The sequence below is a fragment of the Spirillospora sp. NPDC048823 genome (assembly GCF_043198445.1).
Classification (GTDB): domain Bacteria; phylum Actinomycetota; class Actinomycetes; order Streptosporangiales; family Streptosporangiaceae; genus Spirillospora.
This window is the reverse complement of record NZ_JBICUT010000001.1, coordinates 145,000-170,158: the sequence shown is the minus strand read 5'-3', so window position 1 is coordinate 170,158 and position 25,159 is coordinate 145,000. Positions and strand designations below refer to the sequence as shown.

The 25,159-nt window shown below is 68.1% G+C and carries 23 protein-coding genes; 15 read left to right on the top strand and 8 right to left on the bottom strand.

The genetic code is table 11. The features are described from left to right. Positions 1-2 precede the first annotated feature (2 nt). The 3 genes from ACGFK0_RS00705 to ACGFK0_RS00695 form a co-directional block, all read right to left on the bottom strand. Positions 3-239, bottom strand: coding sequence for a hypothetical protein (locus ACGFK0_RS00705; protein ID WP_392898028.1), 237 nt, complete (start codon positions 237-239; stop codon positions 3-5). Between the two features lie 12 nt (positions 240-251). Then, positions 252-1,166, bottom strand: a complete 915-nt coding sequence (locus ACGFK0_RS00700; protein ID WP_392898025.1) for an SPFH domain-containing protein — start codon at positions 1,164-1,166, stop codon at positions 252-254. Positions 1,167-1,237: 71 nt separating this feature from the next. Next, a complete protein-coding gene (locus ACGFK0_RS00695; RefSeq protein ID WP_392898023.1) occupies positions 1,238-1,417 on the bottom strand; it encodes a hypothetical protein in 180 nt (59 codons plus the stop codon). A gap of 40 nt (positions 1,418-1,457) precedes the next feature. Between ACGFK0_RS00695 and ACGFK0_RS00690 the strand changes: the two genes are divergently transcribed. The 7 genes from ACGFK0_RS00690 (at position 1,458) to ACGFK0_RS00660 (ending at position 6,828) form a co-directional block, all read left to right on the top strand. Continuing rightward, positions 1,458-1,877, top strand: a complete 420-nt coding sequence (locus ACGFK0_RS00690) for a limonene-1,2-epoxide hydrolase family protein (RefSeq protein ID WP_392898021.1) — start codon at positions 1,458-1,460, stop codon at positions 1,875-1,877. 328 nt (positions 1,878-2,205) lie between these two features. Continuing rightward, positions 2,206-3,246 (top strand): nitrous oxide reductase family maturation protein NosD, encoded by a 1,041-nt coding sequence (locus ACGFK0_RS00685; protein ID WP_392898019.1) that lies wholly within the window; start codon positions 2,206-2,208, stop codon positions 3,244-3,246. A 150-nt stretch (positions 3,247-3,396) separates the two neighbouring features. Next, positions 3,397-4,089: a hypothetical protein gene (locus ACGFK0_RS00680; RefSeq protein WP_392898016.1), complete on the top strand. Its 693-nt coding sequence runs from the start codon at positions 3,397-3,399 to the stop codon at positions 4,087-4,089. A 107-nt stretch (positions 4,090-4,196) separates the two neighbouring features. Further along, positions 4,197-4,334, top strand: coding sequence for a hypothetical protein (locus tag ACGFK0_RS00675; RefSeq protein WP_392898014.1), 138 nt, complete (start codon positions 4,197-4,199; stop codon positions 4,332-4,334). Positions 4,335-4,401: 67 nt separating this feature from the next. Then, positions 4,402-4,806: a DUF3592 domain-containing protein gene (locus tag ACGFK0_RS00670; protein ID WP_392898011.1), complete on the top strand. Its 405-nt coding sequence runs from the start codon at positions 4,402-4,404 to the stop codon at positions 4,804-4,806. A gap of 284 nt (positions 4,807-5,090) precedes the next feature. After that, the gene (locus ACGFK0_RS00665) at positions 5,091-5,861 is read left to right on the top strand and encodes an MBL fold metallo-hydrolase (protein ID WP_392898008.1); all 771 of its coding nucleotides are present in this window, start codon (positions 5,091-5,093) and stop codon (positions 5,859-5,861) included. 58 nt (positions 5,862-5,919) lie between these two features. Then, positions 5,920-6,828 carry a hypothetical protein gene (locus ACGFK0_RS00660; protein WP_392898005.1) on the top strand — a complete coding sequence of 303 codons (909 nt, stop codon included), beginning with the start codon at positions 5,920-5,922 and terminating at the stop codon, positions 6,826-6,828. A gap of 77 nt (positions 6,829-6,905) precedes the next feature. Here ACGFK0_RS00660 and ACGFK0_RS00655 read toward each other — a convergent pair whose 3' ends face one another. Further along, on the bottom strand, positions 6,906-7,694 hold the full coding sequence (locus ACGFK0_RS00655) for an RNA ligase family protein (RefSeq protein WP_392898002.1): 789 nt from the start codon (positions 7,692-7,694) through the stop codon (positions 6,906-6,908). A 217-nt stretch (positions 7,695-7,911) separates the two neighbouring features. Between ACGFK0_RS00655 and ACGFK0_RS00650 the strand changes: the two genes are divergently transcribed. After that, positions 7,912-8,973: a hypothetical protein gene (locus tag ACGFK0_RS00650; protein ID WP_392897999.1), complete on the top strand. Its 1,062-nt coding sequence runs from the start codon at positions 7,912-7,914 to the stop codon at positions 8,971-8,973. A gap of 56 nt (positions 8,974-9,029) precedes the next feature. Here the strand turns inward: ACGFK0_RS00650 and ACGFK0_RS00645 are convergent, their stop codons facing one another. Then, complete coding sequence (locus ACGFK0_RS00645; protein WP_392897996.1) at positions 9,030-10,121, bottom strand: DUF6348 family protein; 1,092 nt, start codon at positions 10,119-10,121, stop codon at positions 9,030-9,032. 500 nt (positions 10,122-10,621) lie between these two features. Between ACGFK0_RS00645 and ACGFK0_RS00640 the strand changes: the two genes are divergently transcribed. Further along, positions 10,622-11,134, top strand: coding sequence for a hypothetical protein (locus ACGFK0_RS00640; RefSeq protein ID WP_392897994.1), 513 nt, complete (start codon positions 10,622-10,624; stop codon positions 11,132-11,134). Further along, on the top strand, positions 11,098-11,688 hold the full coding sequence (locus tag ACGFK0_RS00635; protein ID WP_392897992.1) for a hypothetical protein: 591 nt from the start codon (positions 11,098-11,100) through the stop codon (positions 11,686-11,688). Before ACGFK0_RS00640 ends, ACGFK0_RS00635 begins: the two co-directional genes overlap by 37 nt. 73 nt (positions 11,689-11,761) lie before the next feature. Here the strand turns inward: ACGFK0_RS00635 and ACGFK0_RS00630 are convergent, their stop codons facing one another. After that, a complete protein-coding gene (locus tag ACGFK0_RS00630) occupies positions 11,762-12,355 on the bottom strand; it encodes a maleylpyruvate isomerase family mycothiol-dependent enzyme (protein WP_392897990.1) in 594 nt (197 codons plus the stop codon). A 69-nt stretch (positions 12,356-12,424) separates the two neighbouring features. Continuing rightward, positions 12,425-13,408: an RNA polymerase subunit sigma-70 gene (locus ACGFK0_RS00625; RefSeq protein ID WP_392897987.1), complete on the bottom strand. Its 984-nt coding sequence runs from the start codon at positions 13,406-13,408 to the stop codon at positions 12,425-12,427. A gap of 726 nt (positions 13,409-14,134) precedes the next feature. Here ACGFK0_RS00625 and ACGFK0_RS00620 point away from each other — a divergent pair. From ACGFK0_RS00620 to ACGFK0_RS00610, 3 genes are read left to right on the top strand one after another with little or no spacing between them, the layout of a single operon-like run. Further along, a complete protein-coding gene (locus tag ACGFK0_RS00620) occupies positions 14,135-15,157 on the top strand; it encodes a serine/threonine-protein kinase (protein WP_392897985.1) in 1,023 nt (340 codons plus the stop codon). 55 nt (positions 15,158-15,212) lie between these two features. Further along, complete coding sequence (locus ACGFK0_RS00615) at positions 15,213-17,990, top strand: DEAD/DEAH box helicase (RefSeq protein WP_392897982.1); 2,778 nt, start codon at positions 15,213-15,215, stop codon at positions 17,988-17,990. Then, complete coding sequence (locus ACGFK0_RS00610; protein WP_392897979.1) at positions 17,987-23,113, top strand: Eco57I restriction-modification methylase domain-containing protein; 5,127 nt, start codon at positions 17,987-17,989, stop codon at positions 23,111-23,113. The genes ACGFK0_RS00615 and ACGFK0_RS00610 overlap by 4 nt, the downstream gene beginning before the upstream one ends. A 498-nt stretch (positions 23,114-23,611) precedes the next feature. On the opposite strand, the gene ACGFK0_RS00605 is transcribed toward ACGFK0_RS00610, so the two are convergent. Continuing rightward, positions 23,612-24,004, bottom strand: a complete 393-nt coding sequence (locus tag ACGFK0_RS00605) for an ATP-binding protein (RefSeq protein WP_392899561.1) — start codon at positions 24,002-24,004, stop codon at positions 23,612-23,614. 135 nt (positions 24,005-24,139) lie between these two features. On the opposite strand from ACGFK0_RS00605, the gene ACGFK0_RS00600 reads away from it, so the two are divergent. Together ACGFK0_RS00600 and ACGFK0_RS00595 are read left to right on the top strand one after the other, a co-directional pair. Then, positions 24,140-24,955 (top strand): DUF5753 domain-containing protein, encoded by an 816-nt coding sequence (locus ACGFK0_RS00600; protein ID WP_392897975.1) that lies wholly within the window; start codon positions 24,140-24,142, stop codon positions 24,953-24,955. Further along, positions 24,952-25,146 (top strand): DUF397 domain-containing protein, encoded by a 195-nt coding sequence (locus ACGFK0_RS00595; protein ID WP_392897972.1) that lies wholly within the window; start codon positions 24,952-24,954, stop codon positions 25,144-25,146. The genes ACGFK0_RS00600 and ACGFK0_RS00595 overlap by 4 nt, the downstream gene beginning before the upstream one ends. Positions 25,147-25,159 lie beyond the last annotated feature (13 nt).

Below are 25,159 nucleotides of genomic sequence, written 5' to 3'. Positions count from 1 at the left end.
GACTAGTCCTCGCCCCCGCCGGGCGGCGGGTCTTCCTCGTCCTCGGCGGCACCGCGGGGGCGGCCGCGCCCGCGCATCGCGCGGGCCGACCCGGGCATCCGCCCCGCGTCGGCGAGCGCCCGCCTCAGCAGGAACTCGATCTGGGCGTTGGTGCTGCGCAGCTCGTCCCCGGCCCACCGGGCCAGCGCCTCGTGCACCGCCGGGTCGAGCCGCAGCAGGATCTTCTTGCGCTCAGTCACTGGTAAGGGTGGTCACTGGTAGAGGCTGCCGGTGTTCACCACCGGCTGGGCGTCGCGGTCGGCGCACAGCACGACCAGCAGGTTGCTGACCATCGTGGCCTTGCGCTCCTCGTCCAGCTCGATCACGTTCTGATCGTCGAGCCGCTCCAGCGCGAGCTGCACCATGCCGACCGCGCCCTCCACGATCCGCTGCCGCGCAGCGACGACCGCGCCGGCCTGCTGGCGGCGCAGCATCGCCTGCGCGATCTCCGGGGCGTACGCCAGCCCGGTGATCCGCGACTCGATGATCTCCACCCCGGCGGACGCGACCCGCTCGGCCAGCTCGGCCGACAGCTGCGCGGTGATCTCGTCGGCGTTGTCGCGCAGCGAGGTCCGGTCGGCGTCGTCGTAGGGGAAGCTGCCCGCGATGTGCCGGACGGCCGCCTCGGTCTGGAACGCCACGAACTCCACGAAGTCGTCGACCTCGAACACGGCCCGCGCGGTGTCGGCGACCTGCCACACCACCACGGCCGAGATCTCGATCGGGTTGCCGTCCAGGTCGTTGACCTTGGCCAGCCCCGTCTCGTGGTTGCGGATCCGCGTCGACACGCGCTCCCGGGTCGTCAGCGGGTTCACCCACCGCAGCCCGTCGGTGCGGACCGTCCCCTTGTACCGTCCGAGCAGCAGCAGGACCCGGGCCTCGTTGGGGGCCACGGGCGTCAGGCCGGCGGCGGCGACCAGGCCGGCCACCGCGAGCAGCGATCCCGCCGCGATGCCCGCCGCCAGGGCGGCGGTCCCGCCCACCGCGACTCCGGCGAGTACCGCGGCCGCGCCCACCAGCACCAGGACGACGGCGAGCCCCAGCATCGCCCACCCGCCGCGGTCCCGGGCCGCCCGCTCGGTGATCTTCGGGCGCGGCATGTCCACCTTCGTCGCCTCGTCGGCCATGTTCGGTTCTCCTCGTCTAGCGTTATCACCAACCTAGCAAAGTGATATCAGTTTATCCACATCGGGACATGTCAGGCGACCGTGACCAGATCGGGCTCCTCGGCCTCGGGGCTCACCGTGGGGACGTCGCGGAGCGTGATGAGCGCGAACACCGCGACCAGCGCGGCGAACACCGCGCTGCACAGCAGGGCGGCGTGCATGCCGTCCACGAGGGCCTCCCGCGCGGCGGCTCGTCCCCGATTGTCCCGCATCCCTGAACTACGGTGGTGCCACCGAACTTGGAGGACCGCCATGAGCGAGACCCGGATCGTCACCGACTTCCTCTCCGCCCTCGAAGACCTCGACATCGACCGTGCCCTCACCTACGCCGCGCCCGAGATGGTCTACCAGAACGTCCCGCTCCCGCCGGCTCGCGGCCTGCCCGCCGTCGAGAAGACGCTCCGCGCCATGTCCCGCTACGGCACCGGCTTCGAAGCCCGCGTCCACAACATCGCCTCCAACGGCCCCGTGGTCCTGACCGAGCGCACCGACGTCCTGGAAGCCGGCGCCTGGCGTGCCGAGTTCTGGGTGTGCGGCACCTTCAAGGTGCTCGACGACCGCATCACCCTCTGGCGCGACTACTTCGACTGGACCACGTTCATGGCCGCGTCCGTGAAGGGCCTGGGCGGCGTCCTCCTGTCGGCCCTGTCACCCCGTCCCAAGGCCACCTGACCGGCCGGCCCGGGTCTTCGGGCCACGCCCGCCCGCGCGCCGAGTCGTTCATAATGGCCGCGGCGTCGCCGGCCGGCGGCCCTTTTCCCCTCGGGGGAACGCTCGCGCTTCCGCGCGGACGCTCAGCCCTAATCGCCCGTTGTCCGGCGGCTTCCCCCGAAGCCGTCTGGGCTTGCGAAAGGGACGGCAAAATCGAGCGTGATTCCCCGGGCTTTACGCTTCCGGCACCGGCGGCATTACCTGGCCGGTCCAAGATGATCGAGGAATTGCCCGGCCGCGAAAGGCGGCGGGCGGTCCCGAGTCGGAGCAAAGAAACGGGGGAAAAGGGATGAGGCGGACTCTTGCGGTCTCGCTCGGCACGGTCGTCGCGTTCGCGGCGCTCGTGCCGGCCGGCCAGGCGTCGGCGGACGCCCGGATTCACGTGGTGAAGCCGGGGCATTCGATCCAGAAGGCCGTCAACAAGGCCAAGCGCGGTGACATCATCCAGCTCAAGGCGGGCCGCTATGACGGGGGTGTCCTCGTCCGCAAGCCGCTGACGATCCGCGGCGTGGGCAACAAGACCGTCCTGCGGCCCGGCCGCAGGGACCACTGCGCGAAGGTCGAGCAGCCCGGAATGGGAATCTGCGTGGTCGGCCGCGCCGGGCACCCGGTCAGGAACGTGACGGTCAAGAAGCTCAGCGTCTGGAAGTTCAAGGAGACCGGCGTGCTCGGACTCCACACCGACAAGCTGACGGTGGAGTACGTCCTGGCCAAGAAGAACGGCGAGTACGGCATCGCGGAGTTCAACTCCACCCGCGGCCGTTTCGTGCACAACTGGGTTGAGCACTCCGGTGAACACGCGGGCCTCTATGTCGGGGACATCGCCGACGCGCACGGGACCGTGGTCGCCGGGAACCACGCCTCCGGCAACGCGCTGGGCCTGCTCATCCGGCACGCCCGCCACGTCAAGGTCTGGGGCAACGACTTCGTCCGGAACTGCACCGGAATCGCGCTGGTCGACGACGGCCAGAAGGGCGGGCAGGGCAACAACGCGATCTGGAAGAACAACGTCTCGAAGAACAACCGCGACTGCAAGGCGTACGGCCCGGTCCCCGCGCTCAACGGCACCGGCATCCTGCTCTTCGGCGGCGACCACAACACGATCGCGAAGAACAAGGTCAAGCGGAACCGGGGCGACCTGCGCTACTCCGGCGGCATCGTCCTCCAGCGCGGCGTCCCGCCGAAGAGGCGGCCCGCCGAGCACAACCTGATCAAGGCCAACCACGTCCGCGGCAACGCGCCGTACGACCTGGTCGACAAGAGCGGCAGCAGGACCAACCGCTTCGATCACAACCGCTGCAAGACCTCCAAACCACGCGGCCTCTGCTGACCGCCGAATCACCCAGGGAGGCCGCGCCGGGAACTCCACCCGGCGCGGCCTCCCGCCGAAGAGCCCCGGAACCGAAGAGCCCCGGCTCCGAACCGCCCCCGCACGGCCCTGTTTGCGCCATGATGGGCACCCGCCGAACCGGGGAGGGGCATGACGTCAGCACCGGCCGCACCAACCGCACCCACCGCATCCACCGCACGCGACCGACACCCCGAGCGCTGGCTCGCCGCCTGCGCCCTCGTCTACGGCCTCACCCATCACCTCGGCTTCGGCCTCGCCGGGCTCGGCACCATCGGCGACACCCGCTGGGCCGACTGGATCGACATCCTCGTCCCCTACGCCGTCCTGCTCACCGCCGCGGCCGCCCTCCACACCGGGCGGGCCGACCGCCGCAGCTGGGCCGTCTACCTCGTCGGCGCCATCACCTACGTCGAAGGACACGGCATCCACCTCGCCGCCAACTCCGTCGGCAACGACACCCCCGGCATCGCCGTCGTCCACCTGTGGGACGAAGTCGTCGGCCACTACCTCTGGTACGCGGGAACCGCCGTGGTCGTCGCCGCCCTGGCCCGCACCCTCGCGGCGCGCCCCGCCCCGCCTGCGCACCTCGCGCTCGTCCCCGCCCTGGCGGTCGCCCTCACCTGGACCACCAACTCCCTCGAAGGCGGCACAGCCGTCATGGGCCTCATCGTCGCCGCCGTCTTCACCGCCTGGGGCCTGCGCACCCGGCACCACCTCGGCCGCGTCCTCATCCCCGCCTTCGCGCCCGCGCTGATCGCCCTGGCCGCGTACGGCATCTGGCGCCGCGGCTTCCCCCAGCCCACCGATCTCGGCTGGCTCTGACCAACGCCGCCCCCACGCGCCGGCTCCCGCCCCGGATAGGGGACGAGGGCCGCCCGGACTGCCCGACGTTTTCGCTCCGGACGACGTCGGGCGGGGCGTCCTCGCAGATGACGAACAACTCGTCGGCGAAGATCTCGATCCGCCGGCCGGGTGGACCGGGCATCACCACCCGCGTGAAGACCGACTCGGGCTTCGTCTGCCCCCGCAGCGGCTGCCGGATCGCATCGTCCGGCATACTCGGCTGACGTTCGCGAAGCCTTGACGGGTGCCTGCGGAACCTGGTCGATGACGTCGACCTGCCGAAGGGGGAGCATGTCCACTTTCGTCCCCGCCATCGTCTGCGGCGGGATCCTGCTGGCCCTGGGCTATGTGCTGGTACGCGACTGGTGGCGTCTGACCCGGCGGGGCACGCCGGCGACCGGCCTCGTCGTCGAGTACCGGAGGCGGGGCCCGACGGACGTCACCCCGCGGAAGATCACGGCCGTCTTCCAGTTCACGACCGCGGAAGGCCGTTCCGTCGAGGCCGTCAGCTTCTCGCGCATCCCGGGACTGCCGCGCCCGGGGCAGGAGGTCCCCGTCTTCTACGACCCGGCCGCCCCCGCGGAGAAGGCCGACCTGGCCAAGGTCCTCCGCTTCAAGGTCGCCGCCGGTTCGGCGGTGTCCGTGCTCGGGACGGCCATGCTGATCGCGGCCCTGCTCAGCGCCTTCGGCTTCTGACTCCGCGAACCGGGGTGAGCACCACGGTTATGAACGGCCGCGGAGCCCGGTGAGCCGGGCCGGTCAGGGCCTGCGTCCCGCGGAGATGACGCTCCCGAACTCCTCGCGAATCGCCGCCCAGTACTCCAGATCCTCCCGATCGGCCTTCCATCCCTTCCGTCTCCGCGGAACGTCGCCGCCCGGCGCCGCCATCGCCGCCCGCGCCGCGTCTCCGGCCGCCCCGCAGCGCGGGTGGCCATGGCCGGCGGATCAACACCTGATGTTCAGCGTTCTAGACTTCGCGGATGACCAGCGAGCCTCTCAGCATCACGGTTCTGGGCTCCGCCACGCCGTACCCGAGCGCGGACAACCCTTGTTCCGGCTACCTGGTGACCGGCGCGGGCACCCGGGTGTGGGTGGACGCGGGCACCGGGACGCTGGCCGAGCTGCAACGCCACGTCCGGCTGGACGAGCTGGACGCGATCTGGATCTCGCACCTGCACGCCGATCACAGCGCGGACCTCCTCACCGCCTACTACGGCGCGCTCTACGCCGACATCCGGCTCGCCGCCCCGATTCCCCTGTACGGCCCTCCGGGCATCGCCGACCGGCTCGCGCACTTCCTCACCAACACCTCGACCCGCAGCCCGGTCGAATCCGCCTTCGACATCGAGGAACTGCACGACGGGCATCAAGTGCGGGCCGGCGCGCTCACGCTGACCAGCCGGGCGGTGTCACACGGCATCCCGGCCTTCGGCCTGCGCGTCGAGGCCGCGGGCCGCTCGCTGGTGTACTCCGGGGACACGGGCCCCTGCCCCGCGCTGACGAGCATGGCCGAGGGATGCGACGTGCTGCTGTGCGAGGCGGACAGCGCGCACGCCTCGGACGCCGAAGTGCAGGTCCACCACACGCCGGAGGACGCCGGCGACACCGCCCGCGCGGCCCGGGCGGGACGGCTGATCGTCACACACGTCGGGCGCTCCCTCACGCCCCGGCAGGCAGTGGCCGCCGCCTCGACCCGCTTCGAGGGCCCCATCGACTACGCCGCCCCAGGTGCCGGCTTCCCGGTCGGCTGAGCATCGTCCGTTAGGCTTTTCCGGAAAGCGCGGTTCGCCCGGCGGACGGGAGCTCCTCATGGATCGACCGAGTGCGATCGACCGCAGGACGCTCGCCCGTCACATCGCCGGAGACGTCGACCGGGTGGCGCCGCTGCTCGCGCGGCTGCTGGTGATCCGCGCGATCTGGAACATCCGCCACCGGCGCGGCGACCATTCTCTCTGGGTGGCGCAGGACATGGCCGCCGACTGCCGGGAGGAACTCCGGGCGGCGGGGACGACCACACGGAACCTGGCCCGCGCCCTGGTCCCCGACCACGACGTCGACCACGACCTCACCACCGCGATCACCGGAGCCGACCGGCTGAGCACGGCCATCAGAAGCGAAAGGGACGCATACGCGGACTACCACCTGGCCACCGACCCCGACAGCCTCGACAAGCAGCGGGCCGCTGAGATGGGGAGGCGGTGGCAGGAGAAGCAGGACCACGCCGGCGAGGCCCTACGCGGGCTGCCCGGCGACCTGGGCAGGGGCGAGGCCGGATCGCTGCTGCTGGATCGGGCCCTCGACCGTGTCTTCGAACGGGGCCCATACTACCAGGCCCGCCACTACCTGTTCAGCCGGGAGCCCGAACGCGCCTGGCGCCGCCGGGTCGCCGGCGTCCTGCACGACGAGGCGAGCACCGCGATGGTCCGCGGCAGCCGGGCGGCCACCGGCGACCTCGCCGCCGACCTCCGCCACGGGTGCCGGGCGCTCGGCGACACGGCCCCGAGCGCATGGGCGGGCCAGGCCGCGGGACGCCTCGAACACATCGCCATCCCGGTGTTCACCGGGACGAAGCCGCTCACGCCCGACAAGGTCACCGCGATCCGGCTGCTGGCGCTGTGCCTGACCTGCGAACTGGAGACCGATCGGCCTTCCGCGGCAGGCGACCCGTTCCGCGTCGTCGTCGCCGGGATCACCTCGATGGAACGGGATACCGTCTGACCGTTCCCGCCCGGACCACCGGGTCAGGGCACGTCCCGTAGGTCTGCCGTCCTACCGTGTCGGGTGACACGCGTCCCTCACCGCCGCTGCCGGCGGCGTTTCAGGGTCCGCTCGTAGTCCTGGAAGCGCGCCTTGGCGATCCTTGACCGGTCGAGGCTGCGCAGCACCAGGCCCTCCGGCCGACGGCCCGCCGTCTCGTCCAGGCCTGCCCGGGACTCAGAGAGGTGGGCGGTCAGGAAGGCCGACATGCCCTCCACGTCCTTCGGCAGTTCCCCGCCGCTGACGACGCTCAGGTACGGCACCGGGGGAATGTCCAAGCCCTCCGCCAGGCTCCGCAGGGCATCCACATCGAGGAATTCCTGCCCGCCGCCGTCACGCCACGAGGAAATGCGGCTGCGTTCCCAGCCCAGGACGTCCATATCGGCCGAGGTGAGGTCGAACAGCCGATACCCCACGGCGCCTTTCGCGCTGTACTGCTTGGCCTGGCCGCCGATCTTGCCGCCGTAGACCTCCAGGTACAGCGTGACGATCGGCCGGTGGAAATCGGAGTGGTGGCTTTGCGCAAGGCGCTCCGCCAGCGGCCTGAGCGCCTCCACGATGCCCAGGGCCGGGTTTCCGACGCGGTCACCCCGGGCGTACAGCAGTTCCTCGCGGGAGCCGATGAAGTAGTCGGCCGAGCCGGGGAGCAGGACGATCCGGCCGTTCGTGCCGTCGATCTTCTCCGTCAGATACGCCATGCCGTCGAAGCCGTCGAAGGTCGTCAGCTCCTCGGTCAGTGCCCCACGCTCCCCGAGGGCATGGTAGGTGAGGATCGAGGGATACTTCGTCGCCGAGTTCAGCGCGTCGATCTTGCTCATGTCGAACATCTCGCTATTCTCGGGCATGCTCATGTCGAGCGGCGAGCAGTTTTTGGAGCACGGTTTTTGGAGCACGGTTTTTGGAGCACGGTTTTTGGAGCACGGTGCGGCCACTGGAATGCCGCCCACAACAAAGGTGGCAATGCGGGACCCGGCCCAGCGACCGACGCCAAGCGACGTCCCCGACCCAAGGCCGCCTGACCAGACCCCCGAACGTGCAGGAGCAATGGTGGCGAACGATCCGCTGGCGGCCGGAGTGAAGTTGCTCGAGCGTTGGCTGCCCGGTGTCCGGGTGTCTCTCGTCCACGGCGAGGCGCCGCGCGCGCTCGACGTGGACTGGGAGGAGCAGCCGCCGTCACTGGCGCAGGTGGCCCAGTACGCAGGATTCGCCGGCCGGGCGGAACGCCGTCCGGTGGCCGTCCAACGGTTCGAGATCGAGGACGCGGACGAGATGTTCGGCGCCCACCGCGCTGCGGCGGGATTCCCGGACGCGGGCGCGGAGCAGGCCCTGGCGTTCCTGGTTCCCGTTCTGGAGGCCGCCGCCGGTCCGCTGGACCGCCGGACACGGGCGGTCGCCGCGTTCGTGGCCGGGATGCTGGTCGAGGACAACGAGGACCTGCTGCGGATACAGGTCGCAGCCGAGCCCGGCGGCTCGCCGCTGGAAGACGAGGTTCACCTGATGGTGCGAACCTGGAGAGGCGACACCGGCCGCCTGTCCGTGGCACCCGCTGGGGCGACGCCTCCTGATCAGGGCGACGCGGAATCGCGCATCGCGTGCCTCACTACGTTGCTCAGTGAGTTGCTCTACATCAACAACAACAACCAGGTCACGTTCGAGGTGACCTTCATGGCGCATGACCTGCCGGTCTCCGTCGATCTCGATGCCGCTGACGCCGCGCTGCGAGCCGCGCCGCCACCGGGCATCGGCTGGGACTTCGCCGAAACTCCCGAGGAGGAGGACGACGACGGCCTTCTCTTGCGATGGTCCCTTGACGAACTGGAGGCCGCCCTGGCCGATTCTGAGCGCGCGTTGATCGAGCTCGCTTGGGGAACGGGGATGGGTGCGGGTGGCTCACCCTCGATGGAGGATCCCGGTGACCATTTCGTCCACTGGCTGCTGAAGGATCTGCTCAACACCATCCGGGCCGAGGTCACCGGCACCCCCGACGGTCCACCACGGCTCGCCTATGGCAAAGGGCTTCCGCTGGAGCTCACCGGCGACGGGGCTTGCCTGGTTCTGGTCGGACCGGACAGGATCGCGGTCATCGATATCGATGACGGCTGCTGACACGAGGCTGCTTACACGAGGCTGCTTACACGGAGCGCGCTCCGGGCCATTACAGATCACGACTTACCACTGGAGTACTGGACGCCGTCGGCAGGCACGAGGAGGGAGAAGAGCCGCACCGCCACCCTCCCATGGGGCAGAGGCGCCGGACTGTCCGCGACCACGGCCTCACCACCGGGCCACGGCTCGCCGTCCAGGAGCACCTCATTGGTCTGCAGCCGGCCGTCGTGGTAGGCGGTGAACAGGCGCAGCCCGTGCACCCTCCGGGTGAGCGGAACCGAGCGCAGCTCGTCCAGCAGCCGGTCGAGCAGAGGCCCGGCGGACGGCACCGCCCGGTCGGTGAACATGGTGAGCTGAGCACCCAGGACCAGCTCGAACGCGCCGCCGGGGTGTTCGTATCGCTCCCGCACCACCTGGTCGGAAGCGGCACCGGGACGCAGCAGGCCGTCGACGATCGGATGCAGGGAGCCGCGCTCGAACTTGCGGAGCGCCCCGCCGATCGCCTCGCGCCAGGTGGTGCCGTGCCCGGCGAAGCTCTCCACCAGCCATGGCGTGGCCAGCGCCGGGTGCGACACGGCGAAGTCGACCTGGGCCATCACCATGCCCGCCGGAGCGGGGTGGACGAACAACTTCGCATCGGCCTTCGCCTCGCCGTCGAGCAGCACGTGGTGCCCCCGCAGGAGGCCCTCGAACACGGCCCGCGGCGAGGGGACGCCGCCGTCGCCCGGCTCGACCGGCTCCAGGTCCTGGGCCAGCGCGGTCTCGCCGAGCTCCAGATCCGACAGCTCCGACCCGGCGGACAGCGCATTGTTGATCGCCTTGATCTCGCTGCTGCGCAGCGCCACCCGTTCGATCTCGCCGCGGCCCGCCTGCTGGGCGCGTGCCAGCGCGGCCACGAACACCGCCTCGGCCGGCAGGCTCACTCGTCCCCCCGGAGCCACCACCGCGTCCGGGAACGCGACGTCCGGCAGCAGCCGCCGCGTGAACGCCATCGGCAGGAAGATCAGCAGCCTCTCGGCCAGCCACGGCTCGACCCCGGCCCCGGTGAGCCGGCCCCACACCTCGTCGTCACCCGGCGGCTCGGCGCCGGCGCAGAACGCGGCGATGCCCACCTCGACGGCGGCGTCGAACACCATTGATTCGGTCACGTGTCTCGGTCACTTCCTGTTGTCAGCCCGGGGCCCGGGGTCGGGGACGAGCCGCGCGGCGAGCCGCTGCCCGGTCGGTGAGCGCGGCGGGAACATCCAGGGCGGTCACGGCATCGAGCTCGCCGAACCTCCGGCGATCCCTCTTCGACCCGTAAACCTGGGATCTGGTTCCGATCATGACCGATGTGATGTGACCAGCGCAATCGCCGGGACGACCATGGGGGACGACTCCAGAGCACGGGATGCGGTTCGGCGCCGTGTTCTTGCGGGCTTCGACACACCGGGCATTCTCCGACTATCGTGATTCACCGAGCCTGCAGAAGAATGATCGGACGAATTTGCTCTCCTCCCGCACAGCATTGATTATTCGCGAGCTGACGGAATGCGGCAGGGCCGGCGGCCCCCATCCGCCTTGTGGTCCTACCCGGCAAGTGTTCGGCTGCGGCTCAGGTTTCTGCGGGTCGACCTCTCGGCTCTGACGGCGAAGGAAGGTACCGCGCATGCCCGACGACGATTTCGATCACACCCTGAAAGACGTGATCCGCCACAGTGGAATCGTCCTCAAGGTGGGTGTCGCGGCGATCGTCGTCGTCCTCATCCTCAGCATCATGTACGTGTTCGGCTGGGGTTTCTTCTCCAGCACCACGGCGCCGTGGCGCGGCGCGGCCGAGCAGCGGGAACGGATCGAGGGAAGCGGGGACTACCGGATCGCCGCGTACGACCATTTCTTTGACCTCTGTGCCCAGGTTCAGTCCGACGAGGCGTCGATAAGGAACCTGCGGCGCGAGCTGAAATCGGAACCGAAGCCCACCGATCAGCGCGTTCTGCAGATCAACGCGTCGATCACGGCGTTGCAGAACAACCGCGCCGAGAACATCAACCAGTACAACGCGGATGCCGCGAAGAAGCACACCGAAGGGCGGTTCCGGAGTTCGGGGCTGCCGTACCGGCTCAGTCTGAGCACCGAGGAGACATCATGCACGTCGAGTTCACCATCACCCGCTCGGACCTGAGGCGTTTCCTGGTCCTGCTGGCCATGGCGGGCGTGGCCCTGATCACCCTTGCCGGTTGCACCGAGGACGCCGGCGATGAGGAGCAGGATCGGACCCTGGGCGGGTACACGCGGCTCGTGGCGCAACAGCCGAGCAAGACCATGAACTACTCACCGACCCGGAACACGGCCAACTTCTGGATCGAAACCTGGAACAAGCCCGGCAAACTGAGCTACGTCTACCTGCAGAACGGCGACGGCGACCTGCTCGGCTACTACGTGTTCAAGGGACTCCCGGTGCCCTACTGCGTCAGCCTCACACCCCCGGAGCAGGTCAGCGGCACAAGTGACGCCGGTGTCGTGCGCAAGGCACCGGCCGTCGACGGCGTGTACTACGGACAGGGCGACTGCGACCGCTACTTCGGCATCGACGCGACGACCAACTCCTACGTCGAGTACACGGCCGGGCTGGGAATCAACGTGCTGCTCTACGACCAGCCACTGACCAACCGCCCGAACGTGGAGCCACTCGGCCACACCCGCATCGACAAGGACGGCAAGCCGGTCGGCAACTAGCCGGCCGCCGCGTCGCCGCCCCCGCCCTCACCTCCAGCGCTCCCAGCGCCCCATCCGCGACGTGATCGCGTGATCATCCCTCGACGGGCCGCCGTCCGGTGACCACGAGGAGGATGTCCTTGGACGTCATCTCCACGACGGTGGATCCCTCGCCGACGACCGCGTCGGAGTCGGTGGCGGCCAGTCTCCTCCCGCCGAGGTCGACCCCGAAGTACTTCAGCTGCCGGGGCCTGGTCGACGCCAGGACCAGCGCGAGCCGCTCGGCCGGTGCCGGGGGAAGGCCGAGCGGCTCGGTGAAGTCGAGGCCGTGGATGACGTCGTGGCTGAGGGCGCCCGCCTGCCCGCCGCCGGGTGGCTGCCAGGGGTGGTCGATGTTGCGCCGGAGGAGGTCGAGCAGATCGCTCTCGCTCGTCGACTGCGCCGCCGACCGGGCATCCCGGTCGGCATACCGGTTGAACGAGAACCCGGCCCGGACCAGACCCGCCATCACCCCGATCGCCCTGGTCCGGAACGGCATCGTCATGTGGGCGACCACCTCACGGGTCCGCCAGCCGTCGCACAGGGACGGCGTGTCCCACTGCTCCGGCGTGAGGTCACCGAGCAGGCCGGCGAGCCGCTCCCGCTCTGCCCGGGTTTCGCTGGCCAGGTGGGCCGAGGTCGTTTCCATCGAGCTGGTCCTTCCGCGTCGTCAGGGTGTTCACCGACTTGTACGACGCGTCGGGCGAGAACTCATCGGTCACGCGGTGACGTGCTCCGCACCTCGGAGGGACTCCGGGAGGCCGAACTCGGCGAATCGGTCCTGGGTACCGAGGAACGTCACCATCCGGCTGATCCGCTCGTCCCGTATGTCGACCGAAACGAGAGCGAACGGGCGCAGGACGCCGTCGTCGCCGGGCCGGTACTGCCCGAACCCCGAGGCGCCGTTGATGCGGCATGGGACCAGTCGGGCGCCCGCGCAGGAGTCGCTGGCCCCGGCGAGCGCAGCGATCTTCTGTGCGCCCACCAGCCGCCACTGGAACGGCGGCATCGAAGCCACCGCGTCCTCGCGCATCACCGCGGCCAGCCCGGCGATGTCGTGGGCCTCGAAGGCGGTCACGTACCGGCGCAGCAGATCACGCTGCCCGGCGTCCTCGGGGTCGTAGAGGTCGAAGGGGTCGGGCCGGTCGGCCTCCAATGATGCCCGTGCGCGCTGCAGCGCGCTGTTCACCGCGGGCACCGTGGTCCCGAGGATCTCGGCGGTCTCCTGGGCGGTGAACACCAGGACGTCCCGCAGCACCAGGACGGCCCGCTGACGAGGAGCGAGGTGCTGAAGCGCCGCGATGAACGCCAGCCGCACCGACTCCCGTCCCACGACCACGTCACCGGCGTCCCGGCGCTCCAGCAGACGCGAGTCGGGCATGGGCTCCACCCACATCTCCGCCGGAAGCGGCGCACCGAGTTCCGGGCCCTGGGCCGCCGCCGACCCCACGTCCATGACCAGGGCCCGCCGCTTCGCCGCCCGGAGCATGTCGATGCAGACATTGGTGGCGATCCGATGGACCCATGTGCTCAACCGTGCTCTGCCCGGGTCGTACCGGTCCAGCCTGGACGACGCCCGGATCAGGGTCTCCTGAACCGCGTCGTCCGTGTCGGCGGCGGAGCCGAGGAGCCGGTAGCAGAAGCCGGTCAGCGGGACGCGCAGAGCCTCCAGGTCCTCGATCGCCACCTCACCTGCCCGCACGAGCCACCTCCGTCAGCCGGCCGTCATGTCCACACCCCGAAGACTAGTTCCCGGTGACCGGCGCTTTCCGATCGTGAAGGCGAGAGCGAGATAGGGGAACGGCGGCGGCGCACCGGGCTCCAGACGCAGTACCCACTCGGGCATGCGATTGACGGCGCGTGCCCAGACCGTGCCGCGGCGCACCGGAGAGATCCCGCACCACCATCTCCGCCGCAATGTGCACAGTGGGACGTCCCGCGGGACTCCCCGGTTGTCCGGTGGCGGTCATCGGCCACAGGTCTATGCGTGAACTTGATCGACCATCAGACTAGGTGTTTAAAGTCTCGATGAGTGTAATGTGAGTGCTCGCATCATCCGGTCGTTCACGCAGGAGGTCCCGTGCATCCGGACGCCGACCTCGCGCGACTCCCCACCGGCGGCCCGGTTGACCGGAGACTGTGTCCGAATACGGCCAGGCATGTCAAGCCCCAGGTCAGGCATCACCGGCCGATGCCCGCTGACCAGGACTCTCCGCCCCAGTCGCCCGTTCGACCTGGGACGATGTCCGGTCAGGAGGACCGCCCACCGGCCTCGCCCCGAAAGGCCGGCCCGGGATGCCGCACTGTCACCGTCCGGCGACCCATTGGTAACGGCGTCGCCGCCTCGCGCGCCCGCCTATCCTGGCTGCCCGGCCGGTCATCCGGCCGGACGACCCTGGTCAGTGCCGTCCTGGGAAAGCGGGTGCCGATGGAGCCGCTCGAACCGTCCGATCCGCGGACGATCGGCGGCATCGAGCTGCACGGCCGGCTCGGCAAGGGCGGCATGGGCGTCGTCTACTTCGGGGTGACCCCGGACGCGGAGCAGGTCGCGGTCAAGGTGATCCGGGACGACCTCACGAACCAGGCCGGTATCCGCGAGCGGTTCGACCGCGAGGTGCTCGCGATGGGCATGGTCCAGGGCCCGCGCGTCGCGGGTCTGGTGGCCGCGGCCGAGCCGGGCGCCGACCACCCGTGGCTGGCGATGGAGTACGTGCGCGGCGAGACGCTCCGGGACTATCTGGCGGGGCACCCCGCGCTCACCGCGGAGATGGGGGCGGCGCTGGGCGTGATGCTCGCGGAGGCGCTCACCGGCATCCACGCCGCCCGGATCCTGCACCGCGACCTCAAGCCCGGCAACATCCTGCTCGGCCCGGACGGCCCGAAGGTCATCGACTTCGGCCTCGTCGACCTGGTGGAGGCGGAGGAGAGCCTCACCCGCACCGGCACGCGGCTCGGCACCCCCGTCTTCATGCCGCCCGAGCAGGTCGAGTCGGCGAAGGACCTCACGCCGCCGGCCGACGTGTACTCGACGGGCGCCACGCTGCTCTACGCGTTGACCAAGCACTACCCGTACGCCCAGAAGAACGAGCACGCCCTGTACTTCGCCATCGCGAACCCCGACAAGGGGCCGGACGTGTCGGGCCTGCCCGCGTCGCTGTCACCGGTGATCGAGGCGATGCTGGCGCACGCCCCGGAAGCCCGTCCGACCCCGGCGGACGCGTCCGCCGAGTTCCGCGGCGTCCTGGACGCCGCCGGGCTGTCCGTCCGCGACGCCCGCGTCCATCTCGCGACGCTCACCTACGTCGAACGGCCGGACGACCCGCCGTCCGACATCGAGCCGCCCCGGCGTCCCGCCCGGCCGCGACATCGGGAGCGTCCGGCGCCGCGCCCCGTCGTGGCGTCGCTCGCGGACCGGCTGGCCCTCGCCTACGCGCCGGGCGCGAGACTTTGACCGGCGCCCGCACCGCCACCCCGACCCTTTGAACGATCCGTTAGGAGCCCGTCGAGTGACCTCCTCCGCAGACACCGCGACCCCGTACGCGCCGGGCGCGCGCATCGAGGTCCGCGACGCGGAGTGGATGGTGCGCACCTGCACCCCCACGCCCCGCGACGGCTTCAAGGTCACCGCGGTGGGGGTCTCGGAGTTCGTCCGGGACGAGGACGCGGTCTTCTTCACCGAGATCGACGACGTCGTCCAGCTCCGTCCCGAGGACACCCAGCTCGTCGCCGACACGTCCTCGGCGTTCGCGCGCAGCCGCCTCTACCTGGAGTCGGTGCTGCGCCGCACGCCGCTGCCGCAGTCCGAGCGCGGCCTCGCGCTGGCCGACCGGTTCCTCCTCGACCCGCTCCTCTACCAGCAGCGCCCGGCGGAACTGGCGCTGAAGGGGCTGCGTCCCCGCATCCTCCTCGCCGACGTCGTCGGCCTCGGCAAGACCCTCGAAATAGGACTGATCCTGGCGGAACTGATCCGCCGGGGGCGCGGCGAACGCATCCTCGTCGTGACGCCGCAGCAGGTCCTGGAGCAGTTCCAGCACGAGCTGTGGACGCGGTTCGCGATCCCGCTCGTCCGGCTCGACTCCGTCGGCATCGAGCGGATCCAGCGCGACATCCCGGCCGGCCGTAACCCGTTCCTGTACTACAAGCGCGTCATCATCTCCGTCGATACCCTCAAGAACCAGGGCCGGTACGGGCAGCACCTGGAGAACATGCACTGGGACGCCGTCGTCATCGACGAGTCCCACAACCTCATCAACGAAGGCAATCTCCGCAACAAGCTGGCCCGCCTCCTCGCTAGGCGCACCGACGCGCTGCTGCTGGCGAGCGCGACCCCGCACAACGGCGACGCCAAGTCGTTCGCCGAGCTGATCGGCCTGCTCGACCCGGCCGCCATCGCGAACCCGAAGCAGTACTCGGCGTCCGAGATCGACCACCTCTACATCCGCCGGACGAAGATCAGCGACGAGGTCCGCGACCGGATCCGCGGCAGGTGGCCCGACCGTGGGCCGTCGGTGTCGCTGCGGAGCCCCGCCACCGCCAGGGAAGAGGCGGTCTTCGCCGAGCTCGCCGAGGTCTGGTTGCCCGGCCCGGACCGCACCGGCGGCTCCGTGGTCGACGCCGACCGCCGCCTGTTCCCCTACACGCTCGCGAAGGCGTTCCTGTCGTCCCATGTCGCGCTCGGCACGACGGTCGCGAAGCGGCTGAAGAACGCCACCGAGGCGCGCGAGATCGAGGCGCTCAACAACCTGGCCTTCCTCGTCGAGCAGATGGGCGACGGGGACTCCGCCAAGCTCAAGACCCTCGTGGACGAGTTGAAGAACATCGGCGTGAAGGCCAAGGGAACGATGCGCGCCGTCGTGTTCTCCGAGAGCATCCCGACCTTGGAGTGGCTCGCCCGGACCGTCCCCGCCGAACTCGGGCTCACCGCCGACCAGGTGCAGATCATGCACGGCGGCTTCTCCGATCAGCGCCAGCAGGAGATCGTCGAGGCGTTCTCCCTGGCCGACAGCAAGGTCCGGCTGCTGTTCACCGGGGACGTGGCGTCCGAGGGCGTGAACCTGCACCGCCAATGCCACCACCTGATCCACTACGACCTGCCGTGGAGCCTGATCCGGATCGAGCAGCGCAACGGCCGTATCGACCGGTACGGGCAGGAGCACGAGCCGCAGTTCCGCGCGATCGTCCTGACCTCGGAGACCGAGGGCGCGCTGGACGACACGACCGTCGCGGAGAAGCTGCTGAGGCGTGAGGAGGAGGCGCACCGCAGCATCGGGACGGCGGAGGCCGTCACCCGCGAGTTCACGGCGAAGAAGGAAGAAGACCGGCTCATCAAGGACCTCCTCAAGGGCAAGTCGGTGGAGGAGTCCCTCGCGGAGGCACCGCCCGTCGACTTCATGGCCCAGCTGTTCGGCGCCGTGGAGCAGGGCGAGGCACGCGCGGAGGTCAGCCGCGCCCGCGTCCCGAGACTGTTCGCGTCGACGGAGGAGTTCGTCCGGGAGGCGCTGCGCACCGTCTGCCCGACCCTGCGCGTCGATGACGACGGCGGCCTGCTCGCCTTCGGGCCGCCCCCCGATCTGGTGCATCGACTGTCCGCGCTGCCGGCGTCCTACCTGCGCACCCACAAGATCACCGAGCGGATGAAGGTCACCTTCGACCCGGACCTCGCGCAGCGCAAGCTGGACGAGGCCCGCCGCACCAAGACCATGTGGCCGGACATCGCGTACCTGTCCGACCTGCACCCGATGGTCGAGTGGCTGGTGGACAAGGTGCAGGTGCAGCTCGTCCGGCGGCAGGCGCCCGTCATCACCGCGAAGGTGGATGAGCCGACGTTCCTCGTCCAGGGCATCTACTCCAACGCGCTCGGGCAGCCCACGGTGGTCGACTGGATGGCGATCAGCGGCCTGCCCGGCGCGCCGGTCGTCCGCGACATGACCGAGGTCCTCACCGAGGCCGGGGTCGGCCCCAAGATGATCAACACCAGCCGGACGCCCGACTTCGAGCGGCTCACGCCCCTCATCGAGCCCGCGATCCACGCCGCGCGCCGCCACCTGGACGAGCAGCGCGACCGCCACGACGACGAGGTGGCGCGGCCCCTCCGGGAGTACGACGGGCAGCTCGAACTGTGGGAGCGCGAAAGCTTGAAGAGCCTGGACGGGACGTCGCACGGCGCGAAGAAGCGGGGGCAAGTGACCGACACCGTCGCCGATCAGAAGCGGTTGCTCCAGAGCCTGGAGACCACGGGTGAACCGCTGCTGCGCATCCTCGCCGTTCTTGAGGGGGACGCATGACCTACGACTCGATCGTCAACCGCGGCGACTACTTCTCGGCCCACTACCTGGCCGAAGTCCTCCCCAAGGACCTGAAGAAGAAGGACGGCCTGCTCGCCCGCTGGACCGAGGCCGAGAAGGACGGGCAGCCGACCCCCCGCACCGGCCTGCGCGGCCTCAAGCGCAGCTACTTCAAGGACCGTCCCACCTTCGCCGACGCCCTGGAGACCGTCCGCGAGGGCAAGGACATCCCGAAGATCGAGGAGTGGAAGAAGGCCCTCCACGAACTGCACGGCGACGTCCTCCGCGCCCTGGGCTTCGACGCCGAGCCGCGCGTCCTCACGGTCGAGCGGTCGGACAAGCGGTACGAGGTCGCCGTCGCGCACGCCGAGCCGGCCGACCGTCCCAGCGTCGTCGCGATCGAGTGCGGATGGGCCCCGGACGTCGACGCCGCCCTCGACATCACCGACGCCGGACGGCTCCTGACCCCCGTCGAACTCGACCACCCGCACATGCTCCGAACCGGCGACAAACTCGCGTCCTGGCTGTTCGCCGCCGACGAACCGCCCCGCTACGTGCTGATCCTCGCGGGCGGCGTGATCATCCTGGCCGACCGGATGACCTGGGGCGAGGGACGGTACCTCGCCGTCAGCCTGGACATCGCGCTCGGCCGCAGCACCGCCGCGACCAGCGAGATCGAGACGATCGCCGCCCTGTTCAGCGCCGACTCGCTGCTGCCGCCCGAGGAAGGCGGCGCCGAACCCCTCGCCGAACTGCTCTCCGGCTCCCGCCAGCACGCCGTCGGCGTGTCCAAAGAACTTCGAGAAGGACTCCGCGAATCCGTCGAGATCATCGCGAACGAGGTCCTCAACCGGATGCGGGAGCAGGGCGTCCGCCCCGAAGAGGTCATGGAACCGGCGGCCTTCGCCAAGGAACTCGGCCGCGAAGCCCTCCGCTACCTCTATCGCATTCTGTTTCTGCTGTATGCCGAGGCCCGCCCGGAACTCGGCATCCTCCCCACCGACGACGAGGCGTATGTCAGGGGCTACAGCATGGCCCGCCTCGGCGACCTGATCGTCCGCGACCTGATCTCGGAGGAGTCGCGCCGCAGCGTCCACCTCTACGAGTCGCTCGACCTGCTGTTCCACATGGTCAACGAAGGGCACAACCCGCGCGGCGCGGGCCGCATCCTCGGCTCCGAAGGCGAAGGACTCCGTTTCGAACCCCTCAAGTCGGACCTGTTCGACCCCGCCCGCACCCGCTTCATCGGCAAGGCCGCGATCGACCTGGACGAGGACGACCCCGACTCCACGCCCATCGACACCCGCCTCCGCAACGAGGCCCTGTATAAAGTGCTGCGCCTCCTCATGCTCGCCAAGGGCAAGCGCAAGGAACGCGGCGGCTTCATCTCGTACGCGCAACTCGGCATCAACCAGCTCGGCGCAGTGTACGAGGGACTGATGTCGTACACGGGGTTCATCGCGAAGGAGGAGCTGTACGAGGTCGCCAAGAACGGCGACCCGAAGGACGGCTCCTGGATGATCCCCGCCTCCAAGGTCGACGACTACGAGGACGCCGTCTTCGTCCGCCGCGTGGACGAGAACGGAATCAAGACCGAGGACCGCGTCCGCTACAAGCCCGGCGCGTTCGTTTACCGGCTCGCCGGCCGCGACCGCCAGACCAGCGCGTCCTACTACACGCCCGAGTCACTGACGCAGGTCACCGTGCAGCTGGCGCTTCGCGAGCGTCTCGATCAGGACGAGACGACAACCAAGGCCCGCGAGATCCTCGACTGGACGATCTGCGAACCCGCCCTCGGCTCCGGCGCGTTCCTCAACGAGGCCATCAACCAGGTCGCCGCCGAGTACTTGAAACGACGTCAGGCCGAGAAGAACCAGAGCCTCGAACCCGACCGCTACGCGGAAGAACTACAGAAGGTCAAGGCGTACATCGCCCTGCACAACTCGTACGGGGTGGACCTCAACGAGACGGCCGTCGAACTGGCCGAGGTCTCGCTGTGGCTGAACGTCATGCACCAGGGGCTTCAAGCTCCGTGGTTCGGCCTGCACCTGCGCCGGGGCAACTCCCTCATCGGCGCGGGCCGCCGCCTGTACGAGGCGCACCACCTGAAGAAGAAAGCGTGGCTCACCACCGCACCAAAGGACCACCCCTTCCGCGACGGCCCGATCCCCGACGGCCACATCCACCACTTCCTGTTGCCCGCCCAGGGCTGGGGAGCGGTGGCGAGCGAGAAGGAAGCCAAGAACCTCGCGCCCGACGACGCTAAGCGCCTCGGCGACTGGCGCAAGGGGATGCTCAAGGACCCGTCCACCAAGAGGAAACAAGGTCAGAAGCTCACCCAGGTCCAGCGCCTCCAGGGCCTCGCCCGCCGCGCGGAGTACCTGTGGGAGCTGGTCATCAAGCGGTTGGAGCTGTCCGAGAAGGACATTAGCCGTCGCATCCAGGTCTGGGGAGCGGACGACCTACGCGAGCCGGGGGAGGAGATCGTCTCCCGCGAGCAGATCCTTGACGACCTGATGTGGCCGGGGACGCCCTTCTGGCGTCTCAAGACGCTGATGGACGCATGGTGCGCCCTGTGGTTCTGGCCGCTCGACAAGGCTGGCCTGCTGGACGACTCGGACGGCATCTACGAGCGGTTGAAGGACAACGCTCTCGACAGCATCCCGCCCGCAGTCGCCGAGGTAGAGGCACCGGACCCCGACCCGGCCGGATTCCCGCAAAGCTGGGAGGCGGCGTCGCTCTTCGGGGAGACCCCTGTCCAGATCCCGATCAACCAGTCGAAGCCGCGGCCCAAATCACCCCGCAAGCCCGCCCGCGTCGAGCGCCGCTCGGTGATCCCGCTCGCCGACCTGGACGACTGGCTCGACTTCGCCGAGGCCCTCCTCGGCACCATGGACATCCCGGAAGACTCCCTCGGTGCCCACTTCGTCTCGTTGGGGGAGTTGGGCGAGCATGAAGAACAGCTCCCTGCCTGGATGGGCATGGACAACGAATTCAAGCTGAACGAACGCTTCCCCTGGCTCAAAACTGTTGAGGAGATAGCCAGGCAACAGGGCTTCTTCCACTGGGAACTGCAGTTCGCTCAAGTCTTCACGAAGGGCGGCTTCGACCTCCAGGTAGGCAACCCGCCGTGGGTGCGACCGGAGTGGGACGAGGCTGCGGTACTGGCGGAGTGGATGCCTTGGTTCAAGTTGGTGGAGAAGCCGACTGCGGAAGAGCGCTCATGTCGTAAGAATCTGCTCCTCGCTATCGATTCGGCACGTCGATTCGTTTTGTGGGAGCTAGCCACTCAAGCCGCCGCCTCGGAGTTTGTGAGGTCTCCCGCAACATACCCACTTCTCGCTGGGACACGTCCAGACCTCTACCGGGCTTTTATGGTTCGAGTTTGGGCAAGCATCGGGAAATCGGGGATGGCGGGGTTGCTCCACCCGGACACTCATTTCACCGGCGATAAAGAGCGGAAGCTCCGGGCGGCAGCGTACGGACATTTGCGCATACACGGTGACTTTGTTAATTCCGGTAATCGCTTCTTCCCTCCTCCGGTTAACCGGTCTTCACACTTCGGCCTGCACATATATTCCTCGGCGAAGCGCATCGGGTTCATTCATCTGAGTTGGTTGTTCTCGCCAACTGTACTGGTTGATTCACTTAATCATCATGGCTCGGGGGACCTGCCAGGCATTAAATACAACGGCACATGGGATGAGCGACCGCATTCCTCTCGGGTCATCAGAGTAACCCAAGAAGTGCTGGATAAATGGCGAGGTGTGGCGGGCGATGAAGTTCTGCCGGAGGAAGCGCGACTGCTCTACCCGATTAGCAGCGCGGAACATGAGGCCATAGAGATTCTCGCTGGCATCACGCGTCGCCTGGGCGTCTGGGAGCCGCGCATCAGTCAGGGTTACAATGAAACAAATGCGGTGAAGACTGGGTTGATTCGATGGAGTGTCGGGGACCGAAATAATTGGCGTGAGGTAGTCCTCAAAGGTCCTCAGATTGGTGTTGCAACGCCCTTCTTTAAACAACCACCGAACACGGGCACAAAGGGTCGCCCTCAAGATTTGACGGTGTTGCCACGAGACGCTATCCCCCGTTCCGAATACGTGCGAGCAGTGGACATTGCCGCGTACCGTGAAGCGCAGGATAAGTGGGTGGACTATGGTTCAGCGTCGCCAGCACACCTAAACCGTGACATGGATGGCACCGGTGAGATCGTCGCCGATACTGGCTTGTTGGCGGGGACGGCAACTCAAAATGCCATTCGCGATAGTGGTCATGTACTAAGATCTTACACGGACTTCTATCGTCTATTCTGGCGAGAGATGATCCCGCATGACACTGACAGAAGTCTATTTCCTGCCCTCTATCCACCTGGGCCGGCCCACGTGAATGTCATTCGAAGTATGGCCTTCAGGAGTGACCTGCAGACCGCATTGGTGGCTGGTTTCTGGGCAGCGCTGCCGATGGATTACTTGCTCCGTATCACAGGGCGCGAGCATCTTGATGTAAAGGTGACACGCTCCATGCCTGCACCGGAAACGCAACATCCCCTTGCTGTCGCCTTGCTGCTTAGGACGCTTCGACTTAATTGTATGACCGAGGCGTATTCAGAACTATGGAAAAGGCTTTACAGCTCAAGCTGGCAACAGGAGGGCTGGGCTGTCGATTGGGCTGGGACTTCAGCGCTCGAATCGGTCGAGCCGCTGTGGAACTTGACCACGCCTTTGCGTACAGAGTTTGAGCGCCGAGCTGCACTGGTAGAAATAGATGCGCTGGTGGCAGTGTGGCTGGGACTTTCGTCCGAGCAGCTCTGTGCTATCTACCGGGCTCGCTTCCCACAGTTGTTCGGCTATGAGTCGGCCATGTGGTTCGACGCGAAGGGCAGTAAAATTGCGGCGAACTGGAACTCATACGGTACGAAACAGAAGAAGGAAGATCACGAGCGCCTGCACGAGCACCTTTGTGACCCGGACAACGTATTGGCGCCGGAGGGCTACGAGCAGCCGTTCTATCGGGTAGATCGGGAGGCTGAGTATCGGCGGGCGCATGCTGTGTTCTCAGAGCGGTTGGAGCGGGCGAAGGCTGAGGGGTGGACGCCCGAGGGTGGGGATTCGTGTACATGATGCTCGGCCGTCGCGCTTTCGAGGTCTCGGCAAGAGTCGGGCAGGGGCCGGTGCGGGAATGTGCATCGTGGCATGCCATGGCTACGCCGTGCACGGCGGGGCGGACATATCAATCCTCGGCACGGTTCAGGCCGGATCAGGAGTTTGCCAAGGCAGGGAGATGGGCTTCCTCCTCAGCTACGTCGGTCGGCACGCGTCGTGGCGTCCTGCATGAGTTGAGTGCTGGGCGATGCTTGCGAGTTGAGCCGCTGCAGGTCGGTTCCGTCCTCCCTGCAGAGGCAGAAAAGTCAATGCTCGGTGCCCCCCATGGCAGCGGATGAGGGGTGAGCGGTGGACGACCGGTGGCTGGGACTCGTCCACATGATGGCGTCTTGTAGTGCCCCCGGGCGTCGTCCTACGACGGTTGGGCTCAGGACGGCGTCGGACGGTGATCTGCGGCATGCCGCTTCGATGGGGCGCCTCACCAGAGGGACATGCCGCAGATCAACGTGGTGGGGATCAGGGCTTGAGGCGGGCCCAGACCCACTTGCCGCCGGACGGGTCGGGGGTGTGGCCGCACTCGGTGGCGAGGGCGGTGACGATGGGGAGGCCCCGGCCGCCGTTGTCGTCCCAGTTCTCCTCCGAGACGTCCAGCGTGTCGAGCGTCAACTCGATCAGCGGGTGAACTCGTGGAGGGGTCGGGCTGGCGTCCCATACGGCGATGAGGACGCCGGCGGTGTCGCGGCTGCACTGGTAGCGGATCTCCTTGCCGGGTGTTGCTTCCACGGCATTCGTGATCAATTCCGAGGCGATCAAGAATGCATCGTCCGAAATATGCGAACAGCCCCAATTGTCCAGTCGCGTTCGTGTCAGTGTGCGCGCGAGGCCCGGTGCTGCCTTCGAGGCCAGCATAGGCATCAGCAGGCCGTCGGCGGTCGTGAGCATCGCCTCGCCTTCCCTTGGGTGTTTCCGGATTTCTATCTCCAGGATCAGGTGGAGGGGCTAACCTCGCGCGTATCTGGGAAATCCGGAAACACTGGAGGGTGCATGGCCAACACCAGGGAGCCACTCGACCCCAAGATCTCTCTGTGGCACTTTCTGGCGTACGCACTGCGGTTCGAGCGCGAGAAGCACGATCACTCGTTGACCCAATGCGGGCAGATCATCAACGCTGCTCGCTCGACTGTTTCCAACATGGAAGCCGGGCGCCTCAAACTTCACGACGACCAAGCGAGGGTGTTGGACAAAAGGTACAACACCCCCAGGCTTTTCGAAATGCTGATTTGGTTCGCCCGTACAGCGCATGAGCCCGACTGGTTCCGGCAGTACGTCCAGTACGAGTCACAGGCGACTGTGATCAGGATTTATCAGGGTCAAATCATCCCCGTCCCGTTCCAGACTGAGGAGTACGCCAGGGCGTTCGTGGAGGTCGGCGGCACGTCCGACGTCGAGGCCGCCGTCTCCGCGCGCAGGGCTCGACAGAAGGCGCTTCTGGGTGGCTCCTCGGACCCACTGCTGCTCGTGTTGCTGGACGAGGGTGTCCTCTACCGTCCGGTCGGTGGCGCAGACGTGATGAAGGCGCAACTTCAGCGCTTGCTGGAGTTCGGCGAGCGTCCCAACGTGATCATTCGCCTCATCCCGAGGGCGGCCGGGGCCTATATAGGTCTTGACGGCCCGTTTCAAATCATGAGTCTGGAAGCTCGGGACATCGCCTACATTGGGGCTTTTCGTGGAGGTCGGCTGGTGGAGGTCCCGTCCGAAGTAAGGCAACTGAGCATGGACTTCGAGCGGATCGGAGCGAAAGCCCTCCATGAAGACGCCTCCAGGGCTCTGATCCGCAAGGTGATGGAGGAGTACGCATGACTACCGCGTGGCGCAAGAGTTCGTACAGCGGTGGCGCGACCGATGAAGCGTGCGTCGAACTGGCCGTGCTGCCCGATGGAGTCGGGGTCAGAGACTCCAAGGATCCGGAGGGCGGACGGCTTGTCGTGAACCGGGCGCAACTCGGAAGCCTGGTGCAGGCGATCAAGGAAGGGGCTCTCGACCGGGCCTGATGGAAACGCGGGC

What these genes read in the sequence shown, in the direction of transcription:
- ACGFK0_RS00700 (WP_392898025.1), bottom strand. Translation starts at nt 1,166, where the DNA reads ATGGCCGACGAGGCGACGAAGGTGGACATGCCGCGCCCGAAGATCACC.
- ACGFK0_RS00695 (WP_392898023.1), bottom strand. Translation starts at nt 1,417, where the DNA reads ATGCGGGACAATCGGGGACGAGCCGCCGCGCGGGAGGCCCTCGTGGAC.
- ACGFK0_RS00690 (WP_392898021.1), top strand. Translation starts at nt 1,458, where the DNA reads ATGAGCGAGACCCGGATCGTCACCGACTTCCTCTCCGCCCTCGAAGAC.
- ACGFK0_RS00685 (WP_392898019.1), top strand. Translation starts at nt 2,206, where the DNA reads ATGAGGCGGACTCTTGCGGTCTCGCTCGGCACGGTCGTCGCGTTCGCG.
- ACGFK0_RS00680 (WP_392898016.1), top strand. Translation starts at nt 3,397, where the DNA reads ATGACGTCAGCACCGGCCGCACCAACCGCACCCACCGCATCCACCGCA.
- ACGFK0_RS00675 (WP_392898014.1), top strand. Translation starts at nt 4,197, where the DNA reads ATGACGAACAACTCGTCGGCGAAGATCTCGATCCGCCGGCCGGGTGGA.
- ACGFK0_RS00670 (WP_392898011.1), top strand. Translation starts at nt 4,402, where the DNA reads ATGTCCACTTTCGTCCCCGCCATCGTCTGCGGCGGGATCCTGCTGGCC.
- ACGFK0_RS00665 (WP_392898008.1), top strand. Translation starts at nt 5,091, where the DNA reads ATGACCAGCGAGCCTCTCAGCATCACGGTTCTGGGCTCCGCCACGCCG.
- ACGFK0_RS00660 (WP_392898005.1), top strand. Translation starts at nt 5,920, where the DNA reads ATGGATCGACCGAGTGCGATCGACCGCAGGACGCTCGCCCGTCACATC.
- ACGFK0_RS00655 (WP_392898002.1), bottom strand. Translation starts at nt 7,694, where the DNA reads ATGTTCGACATGAGCAAGATCGACGCGCTGAACTCGGCGACGAAGTAT.
- ACGFK0_RS00650 (WP_392897999.1), top strand. Translation starts at nt 7,912, where the DNA reads ATGGTGGCGAACGATCCGCTGGCGGCCGGAGTGAAGTTGCTCGAGCGT.
- ACGFK0_RS00640 (WP_392897994.1), top strand. Translation starts at nt 10,622, where the DNA reads ATGCCCGACGACGATTTCGATCACACCCTGAAAGACGTGATCCGCCAC.
- ACGFK0_RS00635 (WP_392897992.1), top strand. Translation starts at nt 11,098, where the DNA reads ATGCACGTCGAGTTCACCATCACCCGCTCGGACCTGAGGCGTTTCCTG.
- ACGFK0_RS00630 (WP_392897990.1), bottom strand. Translation starts at nt 12,355, where the DNA reads ATGGAAACGACCTCGGCCCACCTGGCCAGCGAAACCCGGGCAGAGCGG.
- ACGFK0_RS00620 (WP_392897985.1), top strand. Translation starts at nt 14,135, where the DNA reads ATGGAGCCGCTCGAACCGTCCGATCCGCGGACGATCGGCGGCATCGAG.
- ACGFK0_RS00610 (WP_392897979.1), top strand. Translation starts at nt 17,987, where the DNA reads ATGACCTACGACTCGATCGTCAACCGCGGCGACTACTTCTCGGCCCAC.
- ACGFK0_RS00605 (WP_392899561.1), bottom strand. Translation starts at nt 24,004, where the DNA reads ATGCTGGCCTCGAAGGCAGCACCGGGCCTCGCGCGCACACTGACACGA.
- ACGFK0_RS00600 (WP_392897975.1), top strand. Translation starts at nt 24,140, where the DNA reads ATGGCCAACACCAGGGAGCCACTCGACCCCAAGATCTCTCTGTGGCAC.
- ACGFK0_RS00595 (WP_392897972.1), top strand. Translation starts at nt 24,952, where the DNA reads ATGACTACCGCGTGGCGCAAGAGTTCGTACAGCGGTGGCGCGACCGAT.